This is a genomic window from Streptomyces sp. NPDC014891 (genome assembly GCF_043081085.1).
Lineage (GTDB): Bacteria > Actinomycetota > Actinomycetes > Streptomycetales > Streptomycetaceae > Streptomyces.
This window is the reverse complement of the sequence record NZ_JBIBWF010000001.1, coordinates 348,680-367,884: the sequence shown is the minus strand read 5'-3', so window position 1 is coordinate 367,884 and position 19,205 is coordinate 348,680. Positions and strand designations below refer to the sequence as shown.

General features: G+C 73.1%; 20 protein-coding genes. 9 read left to right on the top strand and 11 right to left on the bottom strand.

The genetic code is table 11. The annotated features are described in order from the left end of the window. Positions 1 to 19 precede the first annotated feature (19 nt). The 4 genes from ectB to ACF09E_RS01560 all read right to left on the bottom strand — a co-directional run bounded on the left by ectB (position 20) and on the right by ACF09E_RS01560 (position 3,732). Positions 20 to 1,285 carry a diaminobutyrate--2-oxoglutarate transaminase gene (gene ectB, locus ACF09E_RS01575; protein WP_388798099.1) on the bottom strand — a complete coding sequence of 422 codons (1,266 nt, stop codon included), beginning with the start codon at positions 1,283 to 1,285 and terminating at the stop codon, positions 20 to 22. Between the two features lie 52 nt (positions 1,286 to 1,337). After that, on the bottom strand, positions 1,338 to 1,868 hold the full coding sequence (ectA, locus tag ACF09E_RS01570; protein WP_392203310.1) for a diaminobutyrate acetyltransferase: 531 nt from the start codon (positions 1,866 to 1,868) through the stop codon (positions 1,338 to 1,340). Between the two features lie 365 nt (positions 1,869 to 2,233). Next, on the bottom strand, positions 2,234 to 3,037 hold the full coding sequence (locus tag ACF09E_RS01565; protein WP_392203309.1) for an endonuclease I family protein: 804 nt from the start codon (positions 3,035 to 3,037) through the stop codon (positions 2,234 to 2,236). Between the two features lie 230 nt (positions 3,038 to 3,267). Then, positions 3,268 to 3,732, bottom strand: coding sequence for an Lrp/AsnC family transcriptional regulator (locus ACF09E_RS01560; RefSeq protein WP_392203308.1), 465 nt, complete (start codon positions 3,730 to 3,732; stop codon positions 3,268 to 3,270). A 118-nt stretch (positions 3,733 to 3,850) separates the two neighbouring features. On the opposite strand from ACF09E_RS01560, the gene ACF09E_RS01555 reads away from it, so the two are divergent. The 3 genes from ACF09E_RS01555 to ACF09E_RS01545 all read left to right on the top strand — a co-directional run bounded on the left by ACF09E_RS01555 (position 3,851) and on the right by ACF09E_RS01545 (position 7,164). Then, positions 3,851 to 4,954, top strand: coding sequence for an asparaginase (locus ACF09E_RS01555; RefSeq protein ID WP_392203307.1), 1,104 nt, complete (start codon positions 3,851 to 3,853; stop codon positions 4,952 to 4,954). A gap of 187 nt (positions 4,955 to 5,141) precedes the next feature. Then, entirely contained in the window at positions 5,142 to 5,357 is a 216-nt protein-coding gene (locus ACF09E_RS01550; protein WP_392203306.1) for a hypothetical protein, read from the top strand. Positions 5,358 to 5,520: 163 nt separating this feature from the next. Beyond that, the gene (locus ACF09E_RS01545; protein ID WP_392203305.1) at positions 5,521 to 7,164 is read left to right on the top strand and encodes a GMC oxidoreductase; all 1,644 of its coding nucleotides are present in this window, start codon (positions 5,521 to 5,523) and stop codon (positions 7,162 to 7,164) included. A gap of 76 nt (positions 7,165 to 7,240) precedes the next feature. On the opposite strand, the gene ACF09E_RS01540 is transcribed toward ACF09E_RS01545, so the two are convergent. The 3 genes from ACF09E_RS01540 to ACF09E_RS01530 all read right to left on the bottom strand — a co-directional run bounded on the left by ACF09E_RS01540 (position 7,241) and on the right by ACF09E_RS01530 (position 9,339). Continuing rightward, on the bottom strand, positions 7,241 to 7,729 hold the full coding sequence (locus tag ACF09E_RS01540; RefSeq protein WP_392203304.1) for a carboxymuconolactone decarboxylase family protein: 489 nt from the start codon (positions 7,727 to 7,729) through the stop codon (positions 7,241 to 7,243). Beyond that, on the bottom strand, positions 7,726 to 8,805 hold the full coding sequence (locus tag ACF09E_RS01535; RefSeq protein ID WP_392203303.1) for a dihydrodipicolinate reductase: 1,080 nt from the start codon (positions 8,803 to 8,805) through the stop codon (positions 7,726 to 7,728). The genes ACF09E_RS01540 and ACF09E_RS01535 overlap by 4 nt, the downstream gene beginning before the upstream one ends. A gap of 93 nt (positions 8,806 to 8,898) precedes the next feature. After that, a complete protein-coding gene (locus ACF09E_RS01530) occupies positions 8,899 to 9,339 on the bottom strand; it encodes a GNAT family N-acetyltransferase (protein WP_392203302.1) in 441 nt (146 codons plus the stop codon). Between the two features lie 201 nt (positions 9,340 to 9,540). Between ACF09E_RS01530 and ACF09E_RS01525 the strand changes: the two genes are divergently transcribed. Further along, positions 9,541 to 10,350, top strand: coding sequence for a hypothetical protein (locus tag ACF09E_RS01525; protein ID WP_392203301.1), 810 nt, complete (start codon positions 9,541 to 9,543; stop codon positions 10,348 to 10,350). 58 nt (positions 10,351 to 10,408) lie between these two features. On the opposite strand, the gene ACF09E_RS01520 is transcribed toward ACF09E_RS01525, so the two are convergent. Beyond that, a complete protein-coding gene (locus ACF09E_RS01520) occupies positions 10,409 to 11,791 on the bottom strand; it encodes an NAD(P)/FAD-dependent oxidoreductase (protein WP_392203300.1) in 1,383 nt (460 codons plus the stop codon). Positions 11,792 to 12,032: 241 nt separating this feature from the next. On the opposite strand from ACF09E_RS01520, the gene ACF09E_RS01515 reads away from it, so the two are divergent. Further along, entirely contained in the window at positions 12,033 to 12,602 is a 570-nt protein-coding gene (locus ACF09E_RS01515) for an NADPH-dependent FMN reductase (protein WP_388797286.1), read from the top strand. Positions 12,603 to 12,629: 27 nt separating this feature from the next. On the opposite strand, the gene ACF09E_RS01510 is transcribed toward ACF09E_RS01515, so the two are convergent. From ACF09E_RS01510 to ACF09E_RS01500, 3 genes are all read right to left on the bottom strand, one after another. Beyond that, positions 12,630 to 13,808, bottom strand: a complete 1,179-nt coding sequence (locus ACF09E_RS01510; RefSeq protein ID WP_392203299.1) for a YncE family protein — start codon at positions 13,806 to 13,808, stop codon at positions 12,630 to 12,632. Between the two features lie 195 nt (positions 13,809 to 14,003). Then, positions 14,004 to 14,585, bottom strand: coding sequence for a dienelactone hydrolase family protein (locus tag ACF09E_RS01505; RefSeq protein WP_392203298.1), 582 nt, complete (start codon positions 14,583 to 14,585; stop codon positions 14,004 to 14,006). Between the two features lie 124 nt (positions 14,586 to 14,709). Next, positions 14,710 to 15,033, bottom strand: a complete 324-nt coding sequence (locus ACF09E_RS01500; RefSeq protein ID WP_392203297.1) for a hypothetical protein — start codon at positions 15,031 to 15,033, stop codon at positions 14,710 to 14,712. Between the two features lie 191 nt (positions 15,034 to 15,224). Here ACF09E_RS01500 and ACF09E_RS01495 point away from each other — a divergent pair, with 191 nt between their 5' ends. From ACF09E_RS01495 to ACF09E_RS01480, 4 genes are all read left to right on the top strand, one after another. Next, a complete protein-coding gene (locus ACF09E_RS01495; protein ID WP_392203296.1) occupies positions 15,225 to 16,433 on the top strand; it encodes an RNA ligase in 1,209 nt (402 codons plus the stop codon). A gap of 3 nt (positions 16,434 to 16,436) precedes the next feature. After that, on the top strand, positions 16,437 to 17,354 hold the full coding sequence (locus ACF09E_RS01490; protein ID WP_392203295.1) for an AAA family ATPase: 918 nt from the start codon (positions 16,437 to 16,439) through the stop codon (positions 17,352 to 17,354). Positions 17,355 to 17,416: 62 nt separating this feature from the next. Then, positions 17,417 to 18,145 carry a ribonuclease H gene (locus tag ACF09E_RS01485; RefSeq protein ID WP_392203294.1) on the top strand — a complete coding sequence of 243 codons (729 nt, stop codon included), beginning with the start codon at positions 17,417 to 17,419 and terminating at the stop codon, positions 18,143 to 18,145. A gap of 295 nt (positions 18,146 to 18,440) precedes the next feature. Next, positions 18,441 to 19,124 carry a GNAT family N-acetyltransferase gene (locus ACF09E_RS01480; RefSeq protein ID WP_392203293.1) on the top strand — a complete coding sequence of 228 codons (684 nt, stop codon included), beginning with the start codon at positions 18,441 to 18,443 and terminating at the stop codon, positions 19,122 to 19,124. Positions 19,125 to 19,205 lie beyond the last annotated feature (81 nt).

Genomic DNA, 19,205 nt, shown 5'->3' with positions numbered 1-19,205 from the left:
TTCGTCGGTTCGGAAGGGGTCAGGCGGTCCGGCGGACGGCGCGGGCCAGGATGCCGAGGCCCTCGTCGAGCTCGTCGTCCGTCGCGGTCAGCGGCGGCAGCAGCTTGACCACCTCGCTGCGGGGGCCGGAGGTCTCCACGAGGAGGCCGTTCTCGAAGGCGTCGCGGCACACGGCGTCGGCGCGCTCCCCGTCGGCGAACTCCATGCCCCACACCAGACCGCGGCCGCGGACGGACAGGGCCATGCGTCCGTCGGTGCCGCACAGGTCGAGGAGGGCGCGCTCCACCCGGTCCGCCCGCTTCAGGGTGCGCCCGCGGAGGGCGCCGTCGCGCCAGTACGCGTCGAGGGCGGCCGTCGCGGTGACGAAGGCGGGGTTGTTGCCGCGGAAGGTGCCGTTGTGCTCGCCGGGCTGCCAGACGTCGAGCTCCGGCCGGAACAGGCAGAGCGACATCGGGAGGCCGTAGCCGCTGATGGACTTGGAGAGGGTGACGATGTCGGGCGTGATGCCCGCCTCCTCGAAGGAGAAGAAGTCGCCGGTGCGGCCGCAGCCCATCTGGATGTCGTCGACGATGAGGAGCATGTCGTGGCGGCGGCAGAGCTCCGCGAGAGCGCGCAGCCACTCGGCCCGGGCGACGTTGATGCCGCCCTCGCCCTGGACGGTCTCGACGATCACGGCCGCGGGGTGGTCGAGACCGGAGCCGGCGTCGTTGAGGAGGCGCTCGAACCACATGAAGTCGGGGAGCTGCCCGTCCAGGTAGTCGTCGAAGGGCATGCGGATGGCGTGGTGCAGCGGGACGCCCGCGCCGGCCCGCTTGGCGGCGTTGCCGGTGACGGCGAGCGAGCCGAGCGACATGCCGTGGAAGGCGTTGGTGAAGGAGACGACCGTCTGCCGGCCGGTGACCTTCCGGGCGAGTTTCAGCGCCGCCTCGACGGCGTTGGTGCCCGTCGGACCCGGGAACATCACCTTGTAGTTCAGGGCGCGGGGCTCCAGGACCGTGGAGTGGAAGGTCTCCAGGAAGTCGCGCTTGGCGGTGGTCGACATGTCGAGCCCGTGGGTGACGCCGTCGCTGCCCAGGTAGTCGAGGAGGGCCCGCTTGAGCACGGGGTTGTTGTGGCCGTAGTTCAGCGAACCGGCCCCGGCGAAGAAGTCCAGGTAGGGACGTCCGTGCTCGTCGTACAGACGGGTGCCGCTGGCACGCTCGAAGACGACGGGCCAGGCGCGGCAGTAGCTGCGGACCTCGGATTCGACGGTCTCGAAGACGGTGGGCGTGGCGATGTCGGTCAGGGTCACGAAGTCTCCAGAGTGTGGTTCGAATGTGGCGTTCGCGGGCGACGGATCAGGAGCGCGGGGGACCGAGCGGGCCGATGCGGTACAGCACCTCGGACTCGTGTCCCGCCGCGGGGAACGCGGAGGCCGGGAACAGCTCCTCCTGCGTCACCTCCGCGCCGTGTCGGCGTGCGAACGACCGGAACAGCCGGTCGGAGGCGAGGTTCCCCGGGGTCACGGTCGCCTCGATCCTGCTGATCCTGTGCTCGGCCGCGACCTGCGCGGACAGAGCGTCGAGCAGGGTCCCGGCTACCCCGCTTCCCCGGTGCGAACCCTCGACGGCGATCTGCCAGACGAAGAGGGTGTCGGGCTGGTCGGGGCGCAGGTAGCCGGTGACGAAGCCGATGGGCCGGCCGGAGGCGTCACGGGCGACGGTGGTCGTGTCGGCGAAGTCGCGGCACCACAGGAGGTAGCTGTAGGGCGAGTTGAGGTCGAGTTCGCCCGAGCCGCGTGCGATCCGCCAGAGCTCGGCGCCGTCCGCGATCGTCGGGGGAGTGGTGCGGGCGGTCGTGGTGGTCAGGCCTGTGGTCAACGGGGTCATGGGCGCCGAAGCTACCGAGTGGATCTCGGAACTTCCTGGTCCGAGGGGGTTGTTGTGGACGCTCCTGTGTGATAGATGCGGCGACGGCTTTTGCAGCGCGAAATGTGTCCTGCGTCTCACGGAAAAGGGTGACAGAAGGGGGCGAAGTGACCGTTTATAACGGGTGGGTAACGCCTTCCGGGTGTGTCGCCCCTTCGCGCCAAGGGCGTGAGAACATCCGCCATTTCACGTTTGAAGGGGGCCGCAGTGGTCAGGCGTAGGGGCCCGTTCGCGTAGGTGGCCCGCGGGGGCAGGCCCGGAACGCGGCGGAGCCGGGCCGGGTGCGACGACCCGGCCCGGCTCCGCACGCTGCTGCGGCCCGCGGCCTACCAGATGGCCTCCACCCACTCCGGGTGGTCGATGAACGGGTTCCGGTTGCCCTGGTAGGTGTTGTAGATGACGTCGTTGCGGCGCTCCTCGAAGGCGCTCGGCGGGTCCTGCTCGTTCCACTGCTTCAGGACCGAGAGGCGGCCGTGGAAGCGGACGCTTCCGTTGGTGGTCGACTCGTTGGGCTCCAGGTCGGCCCAGGCGTCGTCGCCCTCGTACCGGACGGCCATGTAGAGGATCATCCGGGCCACGTCGCCCTTGTCCGCGTCGCGCGGCTCGAAGGAGTTGCTGTCCGTGTAGCTTCCGGGGGCTCCGCCGACCGGGCTGCCGCCGTTGTCGAAGTCCTTGTTGCCGCGGATGCTGTTGACCTGGACGTCGGCCGCGCGCAGATGGTGCAGGTCGGTGCCGGGGCCGGCCGAGGTGCCGAAGTTGCCGTGGGACTGGGCCCAGGTGTGCTCGCGGTTCCAGTCGCCCACGTCGCCGCCGTTGAGGCTCTTGCTCCGCGAGGTCCCGCTGTAGAGCAGGATGACGTTGTTCGTGTTGGCGGGGTCCTGGTCGGCGACCTTCAGTGCGTTCCAGACGGCGTCGTACGAGATCTTGCTCTGGCTGCTGATGATGGTGTGCAGCGAGGACTTGAGGCTCGTGCCCGTCTTGCCTATCGCGTTCTTGTAGTAGGTGCTGTCGTACGCGGTGGTGGTGGCGCCGGCGGGGGTAGCGGCGACCGTGGGGAGCGTGACGCCGACGAGGGTGGCGGCGGCGGTCGCCGCCCACACCTTCCAGCTGCCGATCCGCACAACGGACATGGGGGGCCCTTTCCCGGGGACGGTACGCGGGGACGGCGGCCGTCGGCTCAACGGTGACGCTGTCTACGCGTGTTGACTTCGTGTCACCGGGAGAGTGGCACACGACAGGTACCTGTCATGTAACGGGGAGGGGGCTGTTCCATGACGAGTTCGTATAGGGCGGAACCCCAGGCCCCGTCGCCGGACGAGTCCCCGCCGGCCCGGGTTCCGGGCGCGCCGAGCCGGCGGCCTCAGTCGCCCCGGACGTCCACCGGCATGCCCTTGGGCTCCTTGATGCGCTTCATGATGATCTGCGAGTTGACCTCGGTGACCCCGGTGAGGGTGGTGAGCCGCTCGATCCACAGCCGCTCGTACGCCGCGAGGTCGGCGACCGCGATCCGCAGCAGGCAGCCGGGACTCCCGAACAGCCGGTAGGCCTCGATGACGTCCGGCACGTCCTGGAGCGCCTCCTCGAAGGCCTCGACGGTCTCCCGGTCGCGCCGCACCTCCACCGAGACGAGCACCTCGAAGCCCCGCCCGAGCGCCTCGGGGTCGATGATCGCCCGGTACCCCTGGATGACCCCGTCCTGCTCCAGCTGGCGCACCCGGCGCAGGCAGGGTGAGGGGCTGAGCCCCACCCGCTGGGCCAGTTCCTGGTTGCTCAGCCGGCCGTCGTCCTGGAGCTCGCGCAAGATGTGGAGATCGATTCGGTCCATGACGCAATTATCTACCACGATGAAACGGTACTGCGGCGGATTTCGCAATCGTATTGCGCACCTTCTGTTCTATCGTTGCCGAGCAGGTTGATTCAGGTGCGGAACGAGGGCGGCAGGCATGAAGCGGACGAACGACGGGGGAGCGCGCCGGATCGTCGTCATCAGCACCGGCGGCACCATAGCCAGCCGCTGGCAGGGCACCGGTTACGCGGCCGACGCCTCCGGCGACGACGTCCTGGCCACCGCCCCCCTGCCCGAGGGCGTCACCGTCGAGGTCGTCGACCTCTTCAACGTCAACAGCTCCCGGATGACCGCGGCCCACCAGCTGGCCCTGCTGCGGACCGTCCACGAGACTCTCGCCGACCCCGGCGTCGACGGCATCGTGATCACCCACGGCACCGACACCCTCGAAGAGACCGCCTTCTTCCTGGACCTCCACCACACCGACGCCCGGCCGGTCGTCCTCACCGGCGCCCAGCGCCCCTTCGGCACCGGCGACGGGGACGGTCCCGGCAACCTGTACGACGCGCTCCAGGTCGCCTCCTCCGTCAGCGACCTCGGTGTGCTCGTCGTCTTCGACGGACGCGTCCACGCCGCCCGCGGCACGGTCAAGACCCAGACCCTCGCCGCCGACGCCTTCTCCGACCCCTCGGCCGACCGCCTGGGCCGGGTGGGCTTCTCCCGTGTGGACATCGAGCGGCAGCCGGAGCGCCCCGCGCCGCTGCCGCTGCCCGCCGCCGCGGACAAGGCCGACCCCGGCGCCCCCGGCGCCGTGCCGCTGCCCCGGGTCGCGATCGTCACGCACCACTCGGACGGCGACCCCTTCCTGCTGAACGCGGCCGTCGACGCCGGTGCCCGCGGCATCGTCCTCGTCGCCACCGGTGCCGGCAACGCCACGCCCGAGATCGCCGCCGCCGTGGCCGACGCGGTCGCCCGCGGCGTCCTGGTGGCCGTCACCACCCGGGTTCCCGCCGGCCCGCTCGCCGAGATCTACACCGGTGGCGGGGCCGTCGACCTCGTCGCCGCCGGAGCCCTGCTCACGGGCACGCTCCGCGCGGCGCAGGCGCGGATCGCGGTCCTGGCGACGCTGCTCGCCGGGGACGGCCACGGCGCGGGCGACACCGCCCTGCTGCGGCGGCTCCTCGACGGGCCCGTCCGCGCGGAGCCCGCCCTCGCCACCGGCGGCTCCCGCTCGGCCTCGGCGGTCGCCGCCCGCGCCTGACCCGGCGCACCCCAGAACCCCGGCTCGCGGGCGGCGCACCCCCCCCCGCCCGTCCGCGAGCCGGAGCCAACCTCCGCAGCCGGCGCCCCCGCGGTCACCCGACCGCGCCCGCCGCGGCGCCGAGCCGCGCCCGCCCGTCCGCGTCCGCGCTCCCGGTCCGCCCGCCCGCGGCACAGGACCCGCCTCCATGGCGCCCGCACCGGCCCCGCAGCCCGCCCCCGTCCGCCGCGAGCGCGACCTCCTCGGCTACACCGCCGCCACGGCCATCGCGCGGGAGGCGCTGGCCACCGGACGCGGAGTCGTCGCACTCACCCTGGAGAAGGGTGTGCTGCCCGCCGACCGGCTCGCCGAGCTGCTCACCCCCGAGCGCCTCACCGGAGCCCCGGGTCCGGCCCGGGCCTGACCCTCCCGCTCCCGGCCCGGAGCCCCGGGCCGGAAGAGGGGCTCCGGGCGGCCGGCCGCCACGCTCCGGAACCTGGCCGGAAGTTACCCGTCGGTTTCTCGTGACTTCCCCGATGGTCGACAGTAGAACAAGTTCTCATTCGCCCCCGAGTGAGGAACGTCACATGAGCGAAAACCCCCTGCCCGCAAAAGGATTCGGCGGCGTGAGCCGCCGCCGCTTCCTCGCGGGAACAGGTTCTGTTCTCGGTGCTGCCGCCCTCGTCGGCCCCGGCACCCCGGCCCAGGCCGCAGCCCGCCTCGCCGACACCCCCATCCCCACCGGCGCCCACGTGCCCGCCCTCGTCATCGGCACCGGATACGGCGGCTCGGTGGCCGCCCTCCGGCTCGCCCGCGCGGGCGTCGCCGTGCACATGGTCGAGATGGGCATGGCCTGGGACACCCCCGGTCCCGACGGCAAGATCTTCGCCAACACCACCCGGCCCGACTACCGCTCCTTCTGGCTGCGCACCCGCACCAAGCAGCCGCTGAGCAACTTCCTGGGCTTCCCCCTCGACAAGGACGTCCCCCGGTACACCGGCATCCTCGACGCCGAGGACTTCGCCGGCATCACCGTCTACCAGGGCAGGGGTGTCGGCGGCGGCTCCCTCGTCAACGGCGGCATGGCCGTCACCCCGCGCCGCGAGAACTTCGCCGCCATCCTGCCCACCGTCGACGCCGCCGAGATGTACGCCACCTACTATCCGCGCGCCAACGCCGGACTCGGCGTCACCGGGGTGGACCAGGCCTGGTGGGAGAGCGCCGCCTGCTACCAGTACGCCCGCGTCGGCCGCAAGCACGCCCAGCGCTCCGGCTTCCCCTTCGTGTTCGTCCCCAACGTCTACGACTGGGACTACATGAAGCGGGAGGCCGCCGGCGCGGTCCCGAAGTCGGCCCTCGACGGCGAGGTCATCTACGGCAACAACGCCGGCAAGAAGACCCTCCAGAAGACCTACCTGGCCCAGGCCGCCGCCACGGGCCGCGTCACCGTCTCCGCCCTGCACAAGGTCACCTCCGTCACCCCCGCGGCCGGCGGCGGCTACACCGTCGCCATCGACCAGATCGACACGACCGGCGCCACCCTCGCGAGCAAGACCGTCACGGCCGACAAGGTCTTCTTCGCCGCCGGAAGCATCGGCACCAGCAAGCTCCTCACCCGCCTCAAGGCGACCGGAGCGCTCCCCGCCCTCAACAACGAGATCGGCAAGGGCTGGGGCGACAACGGCAACGTCATGTGCGGCCGCGCCAACCACATGTGGGACGCGACCGGCAAGCTCCAGTCCGCCATGCCCACCGCGGGCATCGACAACTGGGACGCGGGCGGCGCCTTCGCCGAGGTCGCCCCGCTGCCCACCGGAATCGAGACCTACGCGTCCTTCTACCTCTCCATCACCAAGACGCCCCACCGTGCGGAGTTCACCTGGAACCCGGCCACCGGCAAGGTCGACCTGAGCTGGGACCGCGCCTGGAAGCAGACCTCCATCGACGCGGCGAAGACCATCTTCGACAAGATCAACTCCAAGGAGGGCACGATCTACCGCACCGACCTCTTCGGTGTGTACAAGATCTGGGGAGACCACCTCACGTACCACCCGCTGGGCGGCGCGGTCCTGGGCAAGGCCACCGACAACCACGGACGCCTCCACGGCTACTCCGGGCTGTACGTCATCGACGGATCCCTGATCCCCGGCAACGCCAGCGTCAACCCGTTCGTCACCATCACGGCCCTCGCCGAACGCAACATCGAGCGCATCGTCGCCGAGGACTTCTGAGCACCGGGGACGGCCCCGCGCGCGCCGTACGGGAAGGGCCGGCCGGGAAGCACCCGGCCGGCCCTTCCGCACCCGATCAGTGGGTCGGCAGCACGCAGACCTCGTCGAGCCCCAGCACCCGGTTGAGCCGCCCGAACGCCAGCCACGAGCCCAGGCTCATCGTCAGCTCCACGATCTCCGCCTGGCTGTACCGGGCCGTCATCCGGGCCCAGAACTCCTCGTCGAGCCCGTGGTGGTCCAGCGCGTACCGCTCCGCGTACTCGGCTGCCAGCCGCGTCCGCTCGTCGAAGGACTCCGAGACCTCCGTCTCCCGCCACGCCGCGACGACCTCGTCGAAGCCCTCCTCGACCTTCACCCCGTCCCGGTCGGTGCGCCAGTCCAGGCAGAAGCCGCAGCCGTTGATCTGCGCGATCCGCAGCCGTGCCGCCTCGAACTCGCGCAGCCCGAGCGTGGTGTGGGCGTACACCGACAGCGAGAAGTTCGCCGCCGCCGTCCCGATCTCCGGGACCATGTCGCCCCACACGTACCCGATCGGCTCCTGGCCCCCGGGAATGTCGATGATCATCGCGGACTCCTCCCCAGCTTCCCCACCGCCGGCCGCAGCGGCACGTCCAGCGCGTCGTACAGTCCCGGCTCCGCGGCCACCAGCCAGTCGATCGCGCCGACCAGCCGGCCCACCGCCGTCGCGTTCCCGCCCGCCGAGCGGTTCTCGCCCTCGGCGGTCGCCGCCACGGTCACCTCGATCCGGGGGCTCCCCTCCACGATCACCCGGTGCGCCCCGGCGCCGTCCGGCGGCACCGGCCAGTCCGGCGCGCACGAGGAATGGATCCGGGTCACGTGCTCGATCACGATCCGGGGCTCCCCGCCGACGATCCCCTGCACCTCGAAGCGGATCGCGCCCTGCGTGCCCGCCTCGAAGACCCCCATCGTCCGCGTCTTCACGGTCGACTCCAGCGGGCGCCGGGCCACCGTCTCGCGGATCTCGTCCAGCTCGGCGCCGAGCGCGCGCGCCATCAGACGTATCTGCCCGCCCCACACCATCGTCGGCACCGACGGCAGCAGCATCGGCGGCTCGTACTCCAGCGGCCTGCCCATCCCGATCAGGTCCCGGACCGACTCCTCCTGCTCGTACGTCGAGTAGTCGAAGATCTCCTGGCAGCGGATCACGTCCACGGTGCTGCCGAGCCCGCTCACGAGCAGCGGCAGGACGTCGTTGCCCCAGCCGGGGTCCACCCCCGACACGAAGAGCGAACCGCCGCCCTCGGCGACGGCCGCGAGCACCGGATCCCGGAACTCGGGCGGCGCGTTGCGCTGGTCGTAGAGCGGATACAGCGCGGGGGTCACCACCACCGCCCCCGACCGCACCGCGCGCGCCACGTCGTCGAGCGCCCCGTCGGGCCGGGTGTCGCCCGAAGCCGCGTACACCACCGCCCCCGGCCGCCCGTCGAGCACCGCGCCCACCTCGTCGACGGCCGCGACCCCGAGGTCGCGGCCGAGTCCCGCCAGCCGGCCCGCGTCCCGTCCGACCTTCGCCGGATCGGAGACCAGCACCGCTGCGAGTTCCAGCCCTGGATGGGCGTCCACGGCGCGGATCGCCGCGCGCCCGACGTTTCCGGTACCCCACACCACCGTCCGAATCATGCGCGGAGGGTAGCGCCGGGCACCGGAGGTTCCCATACCCGCGACGGAAAGATCTGACGAATCGTCAGATCTGTTGGCGGGGGCGGCCGGACATCAGGGAAGCCGCAGCGTCACGAACGGCACCGTGTCGCCCGGCAGCAGGTAGCGCTCGACCTCCACGAAGCCGCGTGCGAGCGCGAACCGCAACCCCTCCTCGTTCGAGGCGAGCACCACCGTCTCCACGCCCTCCCCGCTCAGCGTCCGGGCGTGCGCGAGCCCCCGCTCGTACAGCGCGGTCCCCACGCCCCGCCCCCGGAACCCGGGCAGCGTCCGCGCGATGACCGTCGCCGCCGCGGTCTCCTCGTCCGGCGGCCGCACGGTCGAACAGCCCACCGCCGTCTCGCCGAGGTACGCGACGTCCAGCCGGTTGCGCCCGGCGCGCTCGCGCACCTGCTCGGGGGAGAGGACGGCCGTCGGGATGATCGTGTTGTGGACGGCCCGCCAGTCCGCGAGCCGCGCCTCGCCGAGAGCCGGCTCGATTCGAAGATCGTTCATCGGAGCAGGAAAGCGCGCCTCAGCGACCCCGGTCAACCACATGGCCCACCGCCCCGGTCGACCGCACGGCCCACGGCCCCGGTCCGGCCGCACGACCCCGCCGGACGCGGCCGTACGGGTGAGGGCGCGGGACCCGCCGCAGCGCCGCCCGCCGATCGGGTACGCATCCACGCATTGCCCCCCGGCCAGGAGGAACCGTCCATGCCCGTCCACAAGGGCGCCACCGCACTGCTCGGCGCCGGCACGCTGTGCGCGGCGCTGCTGCTCAGCGCCTGCGCGAGCACCGCGCCCCCCGCCCCCGCCGCACCCGCGGCCACGGCCGCCTCCGTCCCGCCCGCGTCCGACGCCCGCCCGGCGGGAGCCGCGCCCGGCGGCCCGGGGGAGCCGGCGAGCAGCATCGCCTCCGCGCCCGTCCCCGACCCCCGGATCCCCGGCATCGGCCCCGCCACCCAGGCCCTCGTCCCCGACGGCACCGGCCAGGCCCTCGTCGTCACCGGCTCCACCGCCGACGACAACACCTCCACCGCGACCCTCTACGAGCGGAACCCCGGCGGCGGCTGGACCGCGACGGCGGGACCCTGGCCCACCCACAACGCGCTGCGCGGCTGGACCGCCGACCACACGGCCGGCGACCTGCGGACCCCCATCGGGGTCTTCCGGCTCGACGACGCGGGCGGCCGGCTGTCCGACCCCGGCTCCCGCCTCCCGTACGACCAGGACCCCGAGTTCGCCATCAGCGGCACGGGCCTCTCCGGCGAGCCCCTCGAAGGCTCCTTCGACCACGTCATCGCCATCGACTACAACCGCGTCCCCGGCCGGAGCCCGCTCGACAAGGAGCGTCCGCTCGGCGCAGAGAAGGGCGGCGGGGTCTGGATCCACGTCGACCACGGCGGCCCCACCCAGGCCTGCATCACCCTCGAACGCGAGCCGCTGCGCCGTCTCATCCGGGCGCTCGACCCCGCCGAGGAGCCCGTCATCGTCATGGGTCCCGCCTCCGACCTGGCCGGCTGAACCGCTCCGGCGGACACCGCGGGCGCGCGCCGGGCGGGCACACCCGGCGCGCGTGCCCTCACTTCCCTCCGCCGCTCCCGACCGCCCCGCGGAACGGGCCGGTGTGCAGCCGGACCTGCTCAGGGGTCAGATACGCGTCGGTGTACTCGAAGTCCCGCAGCGTCCCCGACTTCGACGCCAGGAACCCGGTCCGTACGAAGTCGTCCCCGGCGACGGCGTTCAGCAGCCAGTTCGTCATCACCCGGGTCTTCGCCACGTTGGTCCGCAGCGCCCCCCAGTGGTAGGCGCGGGCGACGGCCTGCGCCGGCGCCCCGTGCAGTTCCACGCCGAGCGGCTTCGAGACGCCGTCCATCCCGCCGAGGTCCACCACGAGCCCCAGGTCCTTGTGCACGTACGGGTGGGTCGGCTCGCGGCGGAGCGTCGACACCAGGTTGTCGGCGACGGCCTTGCCCTGCCGCATCGCGTGCTGGGCCGTCGGCGGGCAGATCGCACCCTCCTCGCCCTTGGCGAGGTCCGGTACCGCCGCCGCGTCCCCGAGCGCCCACACGCCGTCCAGCCCCGGCACGGCCATCTCGGCCGACACCACGAGCCGCCCCTTGAAGGTCTCGGCGCCGAGCGTGCCGATCAGCGGGCTCGCCGCGACCCCGGCCGTCCAGATGAGGGTCCGGCTGGGCAGCACCCGGCCGTCCGTGAGCGTCACCGCCTCGTCGTCCACCGAGGCCACCGACACGCCGAGCGACACCTCGATGCCGCGCTTCGTCAGGATGTCCGTCGCCGCCGCGCCCAGCTTGTCGCCCAGCTCGGGCATGAGCCTCGGCGCGATGTCGACCAGGTGCCACTTGATGAGCTTCGGGTCGATCCGCGGATACCGCTTGGCCGCGTTGTGGGTGAGCAGCTGGAGGCAGGCCGCCGTCTCCGTGCCCGCGTAGCCGCCGCCGACGACCACGAACCGCAGCCGCGCGGCCCGCTCGTCCTCGTCGTTGCTCGCGTCCGCCAGGTCCAGCTGGGCGATGACGTGGTCCCGGATGTACACGGCCTCGGCGAGGGTCTTCATCCCGCGGGCGTGCTCGGCGAGCCCGGGGATGTCGAAGCTGCGGGTCACGCTGCCGGGCGCGAGCACCAGGTGGTCGTAGGGCTCGGTGACGTACTCCCCGGCGATGGTCCGCACCACGCAGACCTTCGCCGCCGTGTCCACGCCGACCACGCCGCCCGGCACGATCCGGGTGCGGTGCCGTTCGCTGCGCCGCAGTGACAGGGCGACCGACTGGGGGGTCAGCACCCCCGCCGCCACCTGGGGGAGCAGGGGCAGGTACAGCTGGTACGAGAACGGGGAGAGGAGCGTGAGCTGCGCCTCCCGCTCCGCGAGGCGCCGTTCGAGCCGCCGTACGCAGGCGACTCCGGCGAATCCGGCGCCCACCACGAGAATCCTCGGTCGCGTCACGCTGTCCGCCCTTCCGTAGGAGCGTGCAAGAAGCCATCGCATCGGGATGATCAAGCCGCAGAGGAAATTTTCATCCGACTACCCGGGATGCACCCTTTCTATCGCCAAAGGCGGCGGATCGCCCTTCGGAGCGGTCCGCCGCGGTCCCGGCGGCCCGGTCGCAGCGGCGCCGGGTGCGGGTTACGTTGCCGAAGGCCCCGCGCGGGCGGCCGGACCCCTCCCGGAAGGCGGAACACCACGCATGACCACGTACAAGGTCGGCTACTTCGTCGGCAGCCTGTCGAAGGACTCCATCAACAGGATCCTCTCCCGGGCCCTGCTCCGGGTGGCGCCGCCGGGAATGGAGTTCCAGGAGATCCCCATCAAGGACCTCCCGCTCTACAACCACGACTTCGACGCCGACTACCCGCCCGAGGGCCGCGCCCTCAAGGAGGCCATCGCGTCCGTCGACGCCGTCCTCTTCGTCACCCCCGAGTACAACCGCTCGCTGCCCGGCGGCCTCAAGAACGCCATCGACTGGGCCAGCCGCCCCTGGGGCACCAACTCCTTCACCCACAAGCCGTCGGCGGTCATCGGAGCCTCGCCCGGCAAGATCGGCACGGCCGTCGCCCAGCAGAGCCTCCGCTCGGTCCTCAGCTTCTGCAACTCCCCGCAGATGAACGCCCCCGAGGCCTACATCCAGTTCGTCCCGGGGCTCTTCACCCCGGACGGCGAGGTCACCGACCCGACGACCCAGCAGTTCCTGACCGACTTCATGGCCGACTTCAAGACCTTCATCGAGCGGGTCCTCACCGTCCTGCCCCAGCGCTGACGGGGCAGCGCACCGGCGCCGCGAGGCTCAGAGGACGACGATCCCCAGCGGCCGGGAACCCGCCGGGAGGCGCCGGGTGTCGCCCGACTCCAGGTCGACGACGCTCAGGCCGTCCCAGAAGCCGTCGCGGGTGAACCCTCCGGTCACATAGGCGGTGCGGCCGTCCGCGGAGACCGCCACGTCCTCGTGCGGCCCGTCGAGCGGGTAGACCCGCTCGACGCCGTCCGGCCTCCGGACGGTCAGCGAGGGTCCCTCGTCCTCGTCCGGATCGATCGGCCCCGTGCCCACCGTCAGGAGCGTGCCGTCGGCGGTCACCGTGGTGCCGTGCTGGTGGGTGTCGGCGGTCATCGGCTCGACGGTCGTCCGGCCCGTCCGCGGGTCGACGACCGCGAGCCGCTCGCCCTCGAAGGGCAGGAGCAGCTTCCCGTCCGACGGCCGGACGGCCGTGTAGTGGGGCTTCAGCCAGGAACCGAGTCCGCCCTCCGTGCCGTACGGGGCGACCTCCACCCGGCGCGGTACGAGGGTCCCGGCGTCGACGACCGTGACGTCGAAGGAGTCGTGGTTCGTCGCGTAGACCTCGCCGCCGTCGCGGGACACGTCCACGTCGAAGGGGCGCCGGCCGACCGGCACCGTGTCCGTCACCCGCAGGGCCGCCGTGTCGATCACCTCCAGGGCGCCGTTCCCGCCCGGCACGTTCACCCCCACGTACACCCGGCGCCCGTCCGGCGCGAGGGCGATGCCCATGCCGCCGCCGCGGTACTCGCCGGTGGTCGCCGGACCCGTGGCGGTCTCGTAGCGGACGAGCGCGGTCCGCTTCCGGGTCGCGGTGTCCACGACCGCGACGCCCTCGGCGGTCGCCACCCAGGCCCGCCCGTCCTCGCCGAGCGCCAGGCCGTAGGGCGCGGTGCCCACCTCGACCGAGCCCGTGGCACCCCGCGCCGGGTCGACGAAGGTGACGGTGTCGGAGCCGAAGTCGGTGACCAGCAGGGTGCCGGCGACGGGCCGGCCGGCGGGGGAGTGCGTCCCCGCCGCGGGAGCCCGGGAGGCGGAGGGGGTGCCGCCGGCGGATTCGCCGGCCGGTGACGCGGGACCCGGCGGGGAGGACGCCTCCCCGGACCCCTGCCCGCAGCCGGCGAGCAGGACCAGAGCCACGGCCACGGGCAGGAGCACCCGGGCGGTACGGGGCGCACGGCGGTTCTTCGGCATGACGGACTCCTCGCGACGGCGGACACGGGCGGCCCGTCCGGGGACAGGTCCGCACCCTGCCCCGATCCTCCGGCCGCCTCAGGCCCGGTACGGTCCGCCGCCCGGCCCCGGTCCGCCCGCGGGACGGACGACACGGGGGTCGACCGATCGGACGACCCCGGCCGGGCCAGGCGGTGTCCGGCCGATCGGGCCGGATCAGCGCGCGACGCCGTCCAGCAGGCAGAGCGCCCGCTCCAGGCAGAGCGCCGTCGCCTCCGGCGCGAAGGACGGCGCCCCGCGCTCGGCGAACAGATGCGCGTCCCCCGGGTACAGGAAGAGCCGCCGGTCCGCGGCGTCCGCGACCAGCGCGCGGGCCGCCGCCAGATCGCCGTCGTCGACGAAGAAGGGGTCGGCGTCCATCCCGTGCACCTGCACGGGGACGCCCTCAGGCCACTCCGCGCCGAACTCGGACACCGGCACGCAGGCGCTGAACAGCAGGGCCCCGAGTGCCCCAGGTCGCGTCTGCGCCAGCTTCTGCGCGGGCAGCGCGCCGAGCGAGAACCCGGCGTAGACGATCTCCGCGGGCAGCTCCGCGGCCGCCTGCTCGCCGCGCCCCAGAAGGGTGCCGAAACCGACCTCCTGGGCGTGCCCCACGCCGCTCGTGAGGTCGGTGAAGGTCCGGCCCTCGTAGAGGTCGGGAGTGTGCACGGTGTGCCCCGCCCGCCGCAGCTCCTCGGCGAACGCGCCGACTCCCGCGGTCAGCCCGAGACAGTGGTGGAAGAGCAGAACCTCGGCCATGTCGTCATCCCCAGTCGTCCGTACGCGGCCCCGCCCGTGCGGCACGGACCGTCCGCCAGCAGCATGACCCATGGCACCGACAACGCCCGGAACGAGTGTGAGGGGCGGCCCCGGGGGCGACCGGCTAGCGCATCGGCCGGTGCGGCAGGACGGCGCCCGCCTGGCCCACGACGCCCGAGGGCCCGCCGACCCCCATCGGACCGCCGACGCCGGGGTGCGGAGCGGCACCCTGGGGCGCCACGGCGCCCTGGTGCACCGGGAGCGCGCCCGCCCCCGCGTGCGCGACGACGCCCTGCTGCGGTCCCTGGGCGCCCTGCGGCGGCACCTGGATGACCCGGCTCAGGTCCCGCATGACCTCCTCGGCGGCCTGGCGGACGTCACCCGGAACATCCCCCCGCTCCCGTATGAGCTCGGCGTAGATCGGTGCCGTGCCGTCCGCGTGGTTCATGGGGCTCGCTTCCTTCGTCTGCGCCGGTGAGGTCACCGACGGGGAGACGGCGAGTCTACGGGGCACCACCGACAGCCCCCGGAGCGAGCCCCCGCACACCGCCCGGCGCAGCGCCCCGGGCCCCCGAAAACCGCTGTCCTCCCCGGCTCCGAACGCCGACAATGGATCATCGAACACCCGGGAGGGACCCCATGAGCCAGGCGACCCTGACTCTGCACGACCTGATGCCGTCCGAAGAACTCGCCGCCGCGCTCGCGGACGGGCACGTGACGCGCAAGAGGCACCCCGAGCTGCCGCTGTCGATCTACACGTACACGCGCGCGTGCCAGTACGCCCAGCACTGGAACCGGGCCACCACCCGCTGCCGCGGCCTCGTCGCCGACGACACCACGGGACGGATCGTCGCACTCCCCCTCCCCAAGTTCTTCAACGTCTCCGAACACGCCGCCGGCCGCCCCTACGCCCCGCCGCTGCCCGACGAGCCCTTCGAGCTGTACGACAAGGTCGACGGCAGCCTCGCCGTGGTCTTCCACTACGACGGCCGCTGGCACGTCGCCTCCAAGGGCTCCTTCACCAGCGCCCAGGCCACCTGGGCGCAGCGCCGGCTCGACGCGGCCGACACCGCGGGCCTGGCGCCGGGTGTCACGTACCTCGCCGAGATCCTCTACCCCGGCAACCGGATCGTCGTGAACTACGGAGGGCGCCGCGACCTCGTCCTGCTCGCCGCCTTCGGCCGCGACGGCACCGAGGTCCCGCTGGCCGAGGCCGCCGACGGCTGGCGGCCCCTGGGGTCCGTCGTCCGCACCTGGCCCGCCATGGGCATCGCCGAACTCGTCGCCCTGACCGAGTCCAGCACCCTCCCCGGCGGCCACCGGGCCACCGGCACCGACGCCGAGGGCTTCGTGCTGCGCTTCGCCTCCGGCCTGCGGGCGAAGGCCAAGCTCGCCGAGTACGTGCGCCTCCACAAGGTCCTCACCGGCGTCACCGAGCGCGACATCTGGCGCGGCCACGGCATCCAGCGCTTCGCCGCCCTCCCGGCCGGCGAGGTCGCCAAGGGCATCGGCTGCTCCGTGGCCGAGGTCGAGGCGGACGGCGGCAAGCCGCTCGACGCCCTCCTGGAGCAGGTGCCGGACGAGTTCGACGCCTGGGTGCGGGAGGTCGTCTCCGGCCTCGAAACGGCGGCGGCCGAGCGCGAGCGGGCCGTCGAGGACGCCTACGCCCGCCTCGCCCACCTCGCCGGCGACCGCGGTGCCTTCGCCCGCGCCGCCGCCGAGGTGCCCGACCGCGGACTGCGGGCCGCCCTCTTCCTGCGCCTCGACGGGCGCCCGACCGACCTCCTCGTCTGGCGCGGACTGCGCCCCGAGGCCTCCGACCCCTTCGCCCACGACCAGGAGAACTGAACCGTGCCTGTCGTCCACGTCATGACCGGCCTCCCGGCCTCCGGGAAGACGACGGCCGCCCGTGCCCTGCAGGCGGCCGCCGAAGGGAACATGCGGCGCGTCAACCTCGACGACCTCCGCGCCATGCTCGACATCCCCTCGCCGGACCGGGAGCGGTCCCACCGGCACGAGCAGACCGTCCTCGGCATCCAGGACGCCGCCGTCCGCGCCGCCGTCGACGACGGCTTCGACGTCGTCGTCGACAACACCCATCTGACCCCGTACATCCCGAAGCGGCTGAAGGCCGCCGTGGGCGGTCTCGCCACCTTCGCCGTACACGACTTCACCGGCGTCCCGGTCGACGAGTGCGTCCGGCGGGACGCCGAGCGCGAGCGGCCGGTCGGCGAGGAGATCATCCGCATCCTCGCCGCGAAGCACGCCAAGGCCACCCGGGGCGGCTGGCGGCTCACCGCGGAGTGGCTCGGCGACCGCCCCGCGCTCGGTGCCCCCTACGTGCCCGACCCGAGCCTTCCCACCGCCGTCATGTGCGACATCGACGGCACCCTGGCCCTGCGCGTCGACCGCGGCCCGTACGACTTCACGCGCTGCGACCGCGACCTGCCCAACGCCTCCGTCCGGGACGCCCTGCGCGCCTTCCGGCAGGCCGAGGGGGACCGGGTCGTCCTCCTGTCGGGCCGCAGCGAGGACCACCGCGAGATCACCGAGGCCTGGCTCGCCCGGCACGGGGTGCCGTACGACGAGCTCTGGATGCGGGCCTCCGGCGACGGCCGCGGCGACGACCTGGTGAAGGCCGAGCTGTTCGACGCCCATGTGCGCCACCGGTACGCCGTCCGCGTCTCGCTCGACGACCGCGACCGCGTCGTCGCGCTCTGGCGCCGGATGGGACTGCCCACCTGGCAGGTCGCCTACGGCGACTTCTGACCCGTACCGCACGGCCCCGGGGGTGGGACCGCCCACCCCCGGGGCCGTGTCAGGATCGTGGGATGGGAGAAAAGATCATCGCGGCGTGCGACGGCGCGTCGAAGGGAAATCCCGGGCCCGCGGCCTGGGCATGGGTCATCGGCCGCGCCGACGGTGCGATCGACCGCTGGGAGGCCGGGCCGCTCGGTCGCGCGACCAACAACGTCGCCGAACTCACGGCTCTGGAGCGACTGCTGGAGACACTCGACCCGGCGACGCCGGTCGAGGTCCGCATGGACTCGCAGTACGCCATGAAGGCCGTGACCACCTGGCTCCCGGGCTGGCGGCGGAAGGGCTGGAAGACCTCCTCGGGCAGCCCCGTGGCCAACAAGGACCTGGTCGTCCGGATCGACGCGCTCCTCACCGGCCGCTCGGTCGACTTCGTCTACGTGCCCGCGCACCAGGTCGACGGCGACCCCCTCAACGACGCGGCCGACCGCGCGGCCAGCCACACCGCACGCACCCAGGAGCCCGCGAGCTCGGCGGCCGGAGCCCCGCTGCCGCCCCCGGAGAGCCCGACACGCGCCTCCGCGCCCCGCACGCGCTCCTCAGCGCCGTCCGGCTCCGCCGGTGCCTCCGCGGCCGGGTCCGCAGTGGGCTCCGGCGGAGCTTCCGGCGCCCGCCGGACGCGCTCCTCCGGGGCCACGCTGAAGGCGAGGTTCCCGGGCCGCTGCCGCTGCGGCAAGGCCTACGACAAGGGCGAGACCATCGCGAAGAACCCCGACGGCTGGGGTCATCCCGCCTGCGTCTGACCCCCTCCCGACCCGGTGGCCGTCCGACTGGCGGGCGGCCCCGTCCGGTGCTTGAGACCGGCCCGCGCGGGCACGGGCCGGTCTTCACCCAAGCGTGTCACCGGGTTCGCCGGGGGTTCTGTTCTCCGAGCGCCTGTGGCTGCATACTGTCCTCCTCGCCACCGGTGACGAACCGTTTTACCTGCTCATTTGTCGCTCTCTGACGTGGTCGGCACCGGCGAGAACCTCCCTCCTGCTGCCGCCGCGGCGACCCCTCGGCGGAAGCTTTCCCTGCCCGTGAAAGACCCGAGGTTCCGTGCCAGTACCTGTTCTCCTGACCGGGCGCTCCGTGCGCCTGGAGCCGCTGGCGATGCGGCACGCCGAAGCCCTCGCCCGGGCCGGCGGGGCGGACCGATCGGCCTACGCCTTCACCCCCGTACCCGACGGCCTCGAATCGGCCCTCGACTACATCGCCCGTGCCCTGACAGATCAGGCGGCAGGACGATCCCTGCCCTTCGCTCTGGTCAGTACGGCCGACGAACGGGTCGTCGGCTCGACCCGGTTCCTCGAACTCGACTACTGGCGGGGGCCGCTGGTCTGGCCGCCCGTCCCCGGCATGCCCCACGGAGACCCGCTGACCTCCGTGCCGGACGCCGCCGAGATCGGCAACACCTGGATCGCGGGCGACGCCCGGGGGACCGGCATCAACACCGAGGCCAAGTACCTCATGCTCCGGCACGCCTTCGAAGCCTGGGGCGTACGGCGCATCACGATGCGCGCCGACGCCCGCAACACCCGCTCCAGAATCGCCATCGAGCGCCTCGGAGCGAGCTGCGAGGGGGTGCGCCGCGCCCACTCGCGCGGCCTCGACGGAGCCGTCCGCGACACGGCCTTCTACTCGATCCTCGACGAGGAGTGGCCGACCGTCCGCGACATCGTCGAGCTCCGCCTCTCCACCCCCCGCCAGGTGCGCGTCCCGCAGGACCTGCTCCCGGCCTGAACCCCTCCACGACCGCCGCGACGGACGCCCCGCTCCCCGTCGCGGCGGTCGACCCCTTCGCGGCCCCTCCGCTCCGGCGCC

What these genes read in the sequence shown, in the direction of transcription:
- ACF09E_RS01535 (WP_392203303.1), bottom strand. Translation starts at nt 8,805, where the DNA reads ATGATTCGGACGGTGGTGTGGGGTACCGGAAACGTCGGGCGCGCGGCG.
- ACF09E_RS01540 (WP_392203304.1), bottom strand. Translation starts at nt 7,729, where the DNA reads ATGATCATCGACATTCCCGGGGGCCAGGAGCCGATCGGGTACGTGTGG.
- ACF09E_RS01560 (WP_392203308.1), bottom strand. Translation starts at nt 3,732, where the DNA reads ATGGACCGAATCGATCTCCACATCTTGCGCGAGCTCCAGGACGACGGC.
- ACF09E_RS01530 (WP_392203302.1), bottom strand. Translation starts at nt 9,339, where the DNA reads ATGAACGATCTTCGAATCGAGCCGGCTCTCGGCGAGGCGCGGCTCGCG.
- ACF09E_RS01555 (WP_392203307.1), top strand. Translation starts at nt 3,851, where the DNA reads ATGAAGCGGACGAACGACGGGGGAGCGCGCCGGATCGTCGTCATCAGC.
- ACF09E_RS01515 (WP_388797286.1), top strand. Translation starts at nt 12,033, where the DNA reads ATGACCACGTACAAGGTCGGCTACTTCGTCGGCAGCCTGTCGAAGGAC.
- ACF09E_RS01485 (WP_392203294.1), top strand. Translation starts at nt 17,417, where the DNA reads ATGGGAGAAAAGATCATCGCGGCGTGCGACGGCGCGTCGAAGGGAAAT.
- ACF09E_RS01565 (WP_392203309.1), bottom strand. Translation starts at nt 3,037, where the DNA reads ATGTCCGTTGTGCGGATCGGCAGCTGGAAGGTGTGGGCGGCGACCGCC.
- ACF09E_RS01550 (WP_392203306.1), top strand. Translation starts at nt 5,142, where the DNA reads ATGGCGCCCGCACCGGCCCCGCAGCCCGCCCCCGTCCGCCGCGAGCGC.
- ACF09E_RS01545 (WP_392203305.1), top strand. Translation starts at nt 5,521, where the DNA reads ATGAGCGAAAACCCCCTGCCCGCAAAAGGATTCGGCGGCGTGAGCCGC.
- ACF09E_RS01510 (WP_392203299.1), bottom strand. Translation starts at nt 13,808, where the DNA reads ATGCCGAAGAACCGCCGTGCGCCCCGTACCGCCCGGGTGCTCCTGCCC.
- ACF09E_RS01525 (WP_392203301.1), top strand. Translation starts at nt 9,541, where the DNA reads ATGCCCGTCCACAAGGGCGCCACCGCACTGCTCGGCGCCGGCACGCTG.
- ACF09E_RS01500 (WP_392203297.1), bottom strand. Translation starts at nt 15,033, where the DNA reads ATGAACCACGCGGACGGCACGGCACCGATCTACGCCGAGCTCATACGG.
- ACF09E_RS01495 (WP_392203296.1), top strand. Translation starts at nt 15,225, where the DNA reads ATGAGCCAGGCGACCCTGACTCTGCACGACCTGATGCCGTCCGAAGAA.
- ACF09E_RS01505 (WP_392203298.1), bottom strand. Translation starts at nt 14,585, where the DNA reads ATGGCCGAGGTTCTGCTCTTCCACCACTGTCTCGGGCTGACCGCGGGA.
- ectA (WP_392203310.1), bottom strand. Translation starts at nt 1,868, where the DNA reads ATGACCCCGTTGACCACAGGCCTGACCACCACGACCGCCCGCACCACT.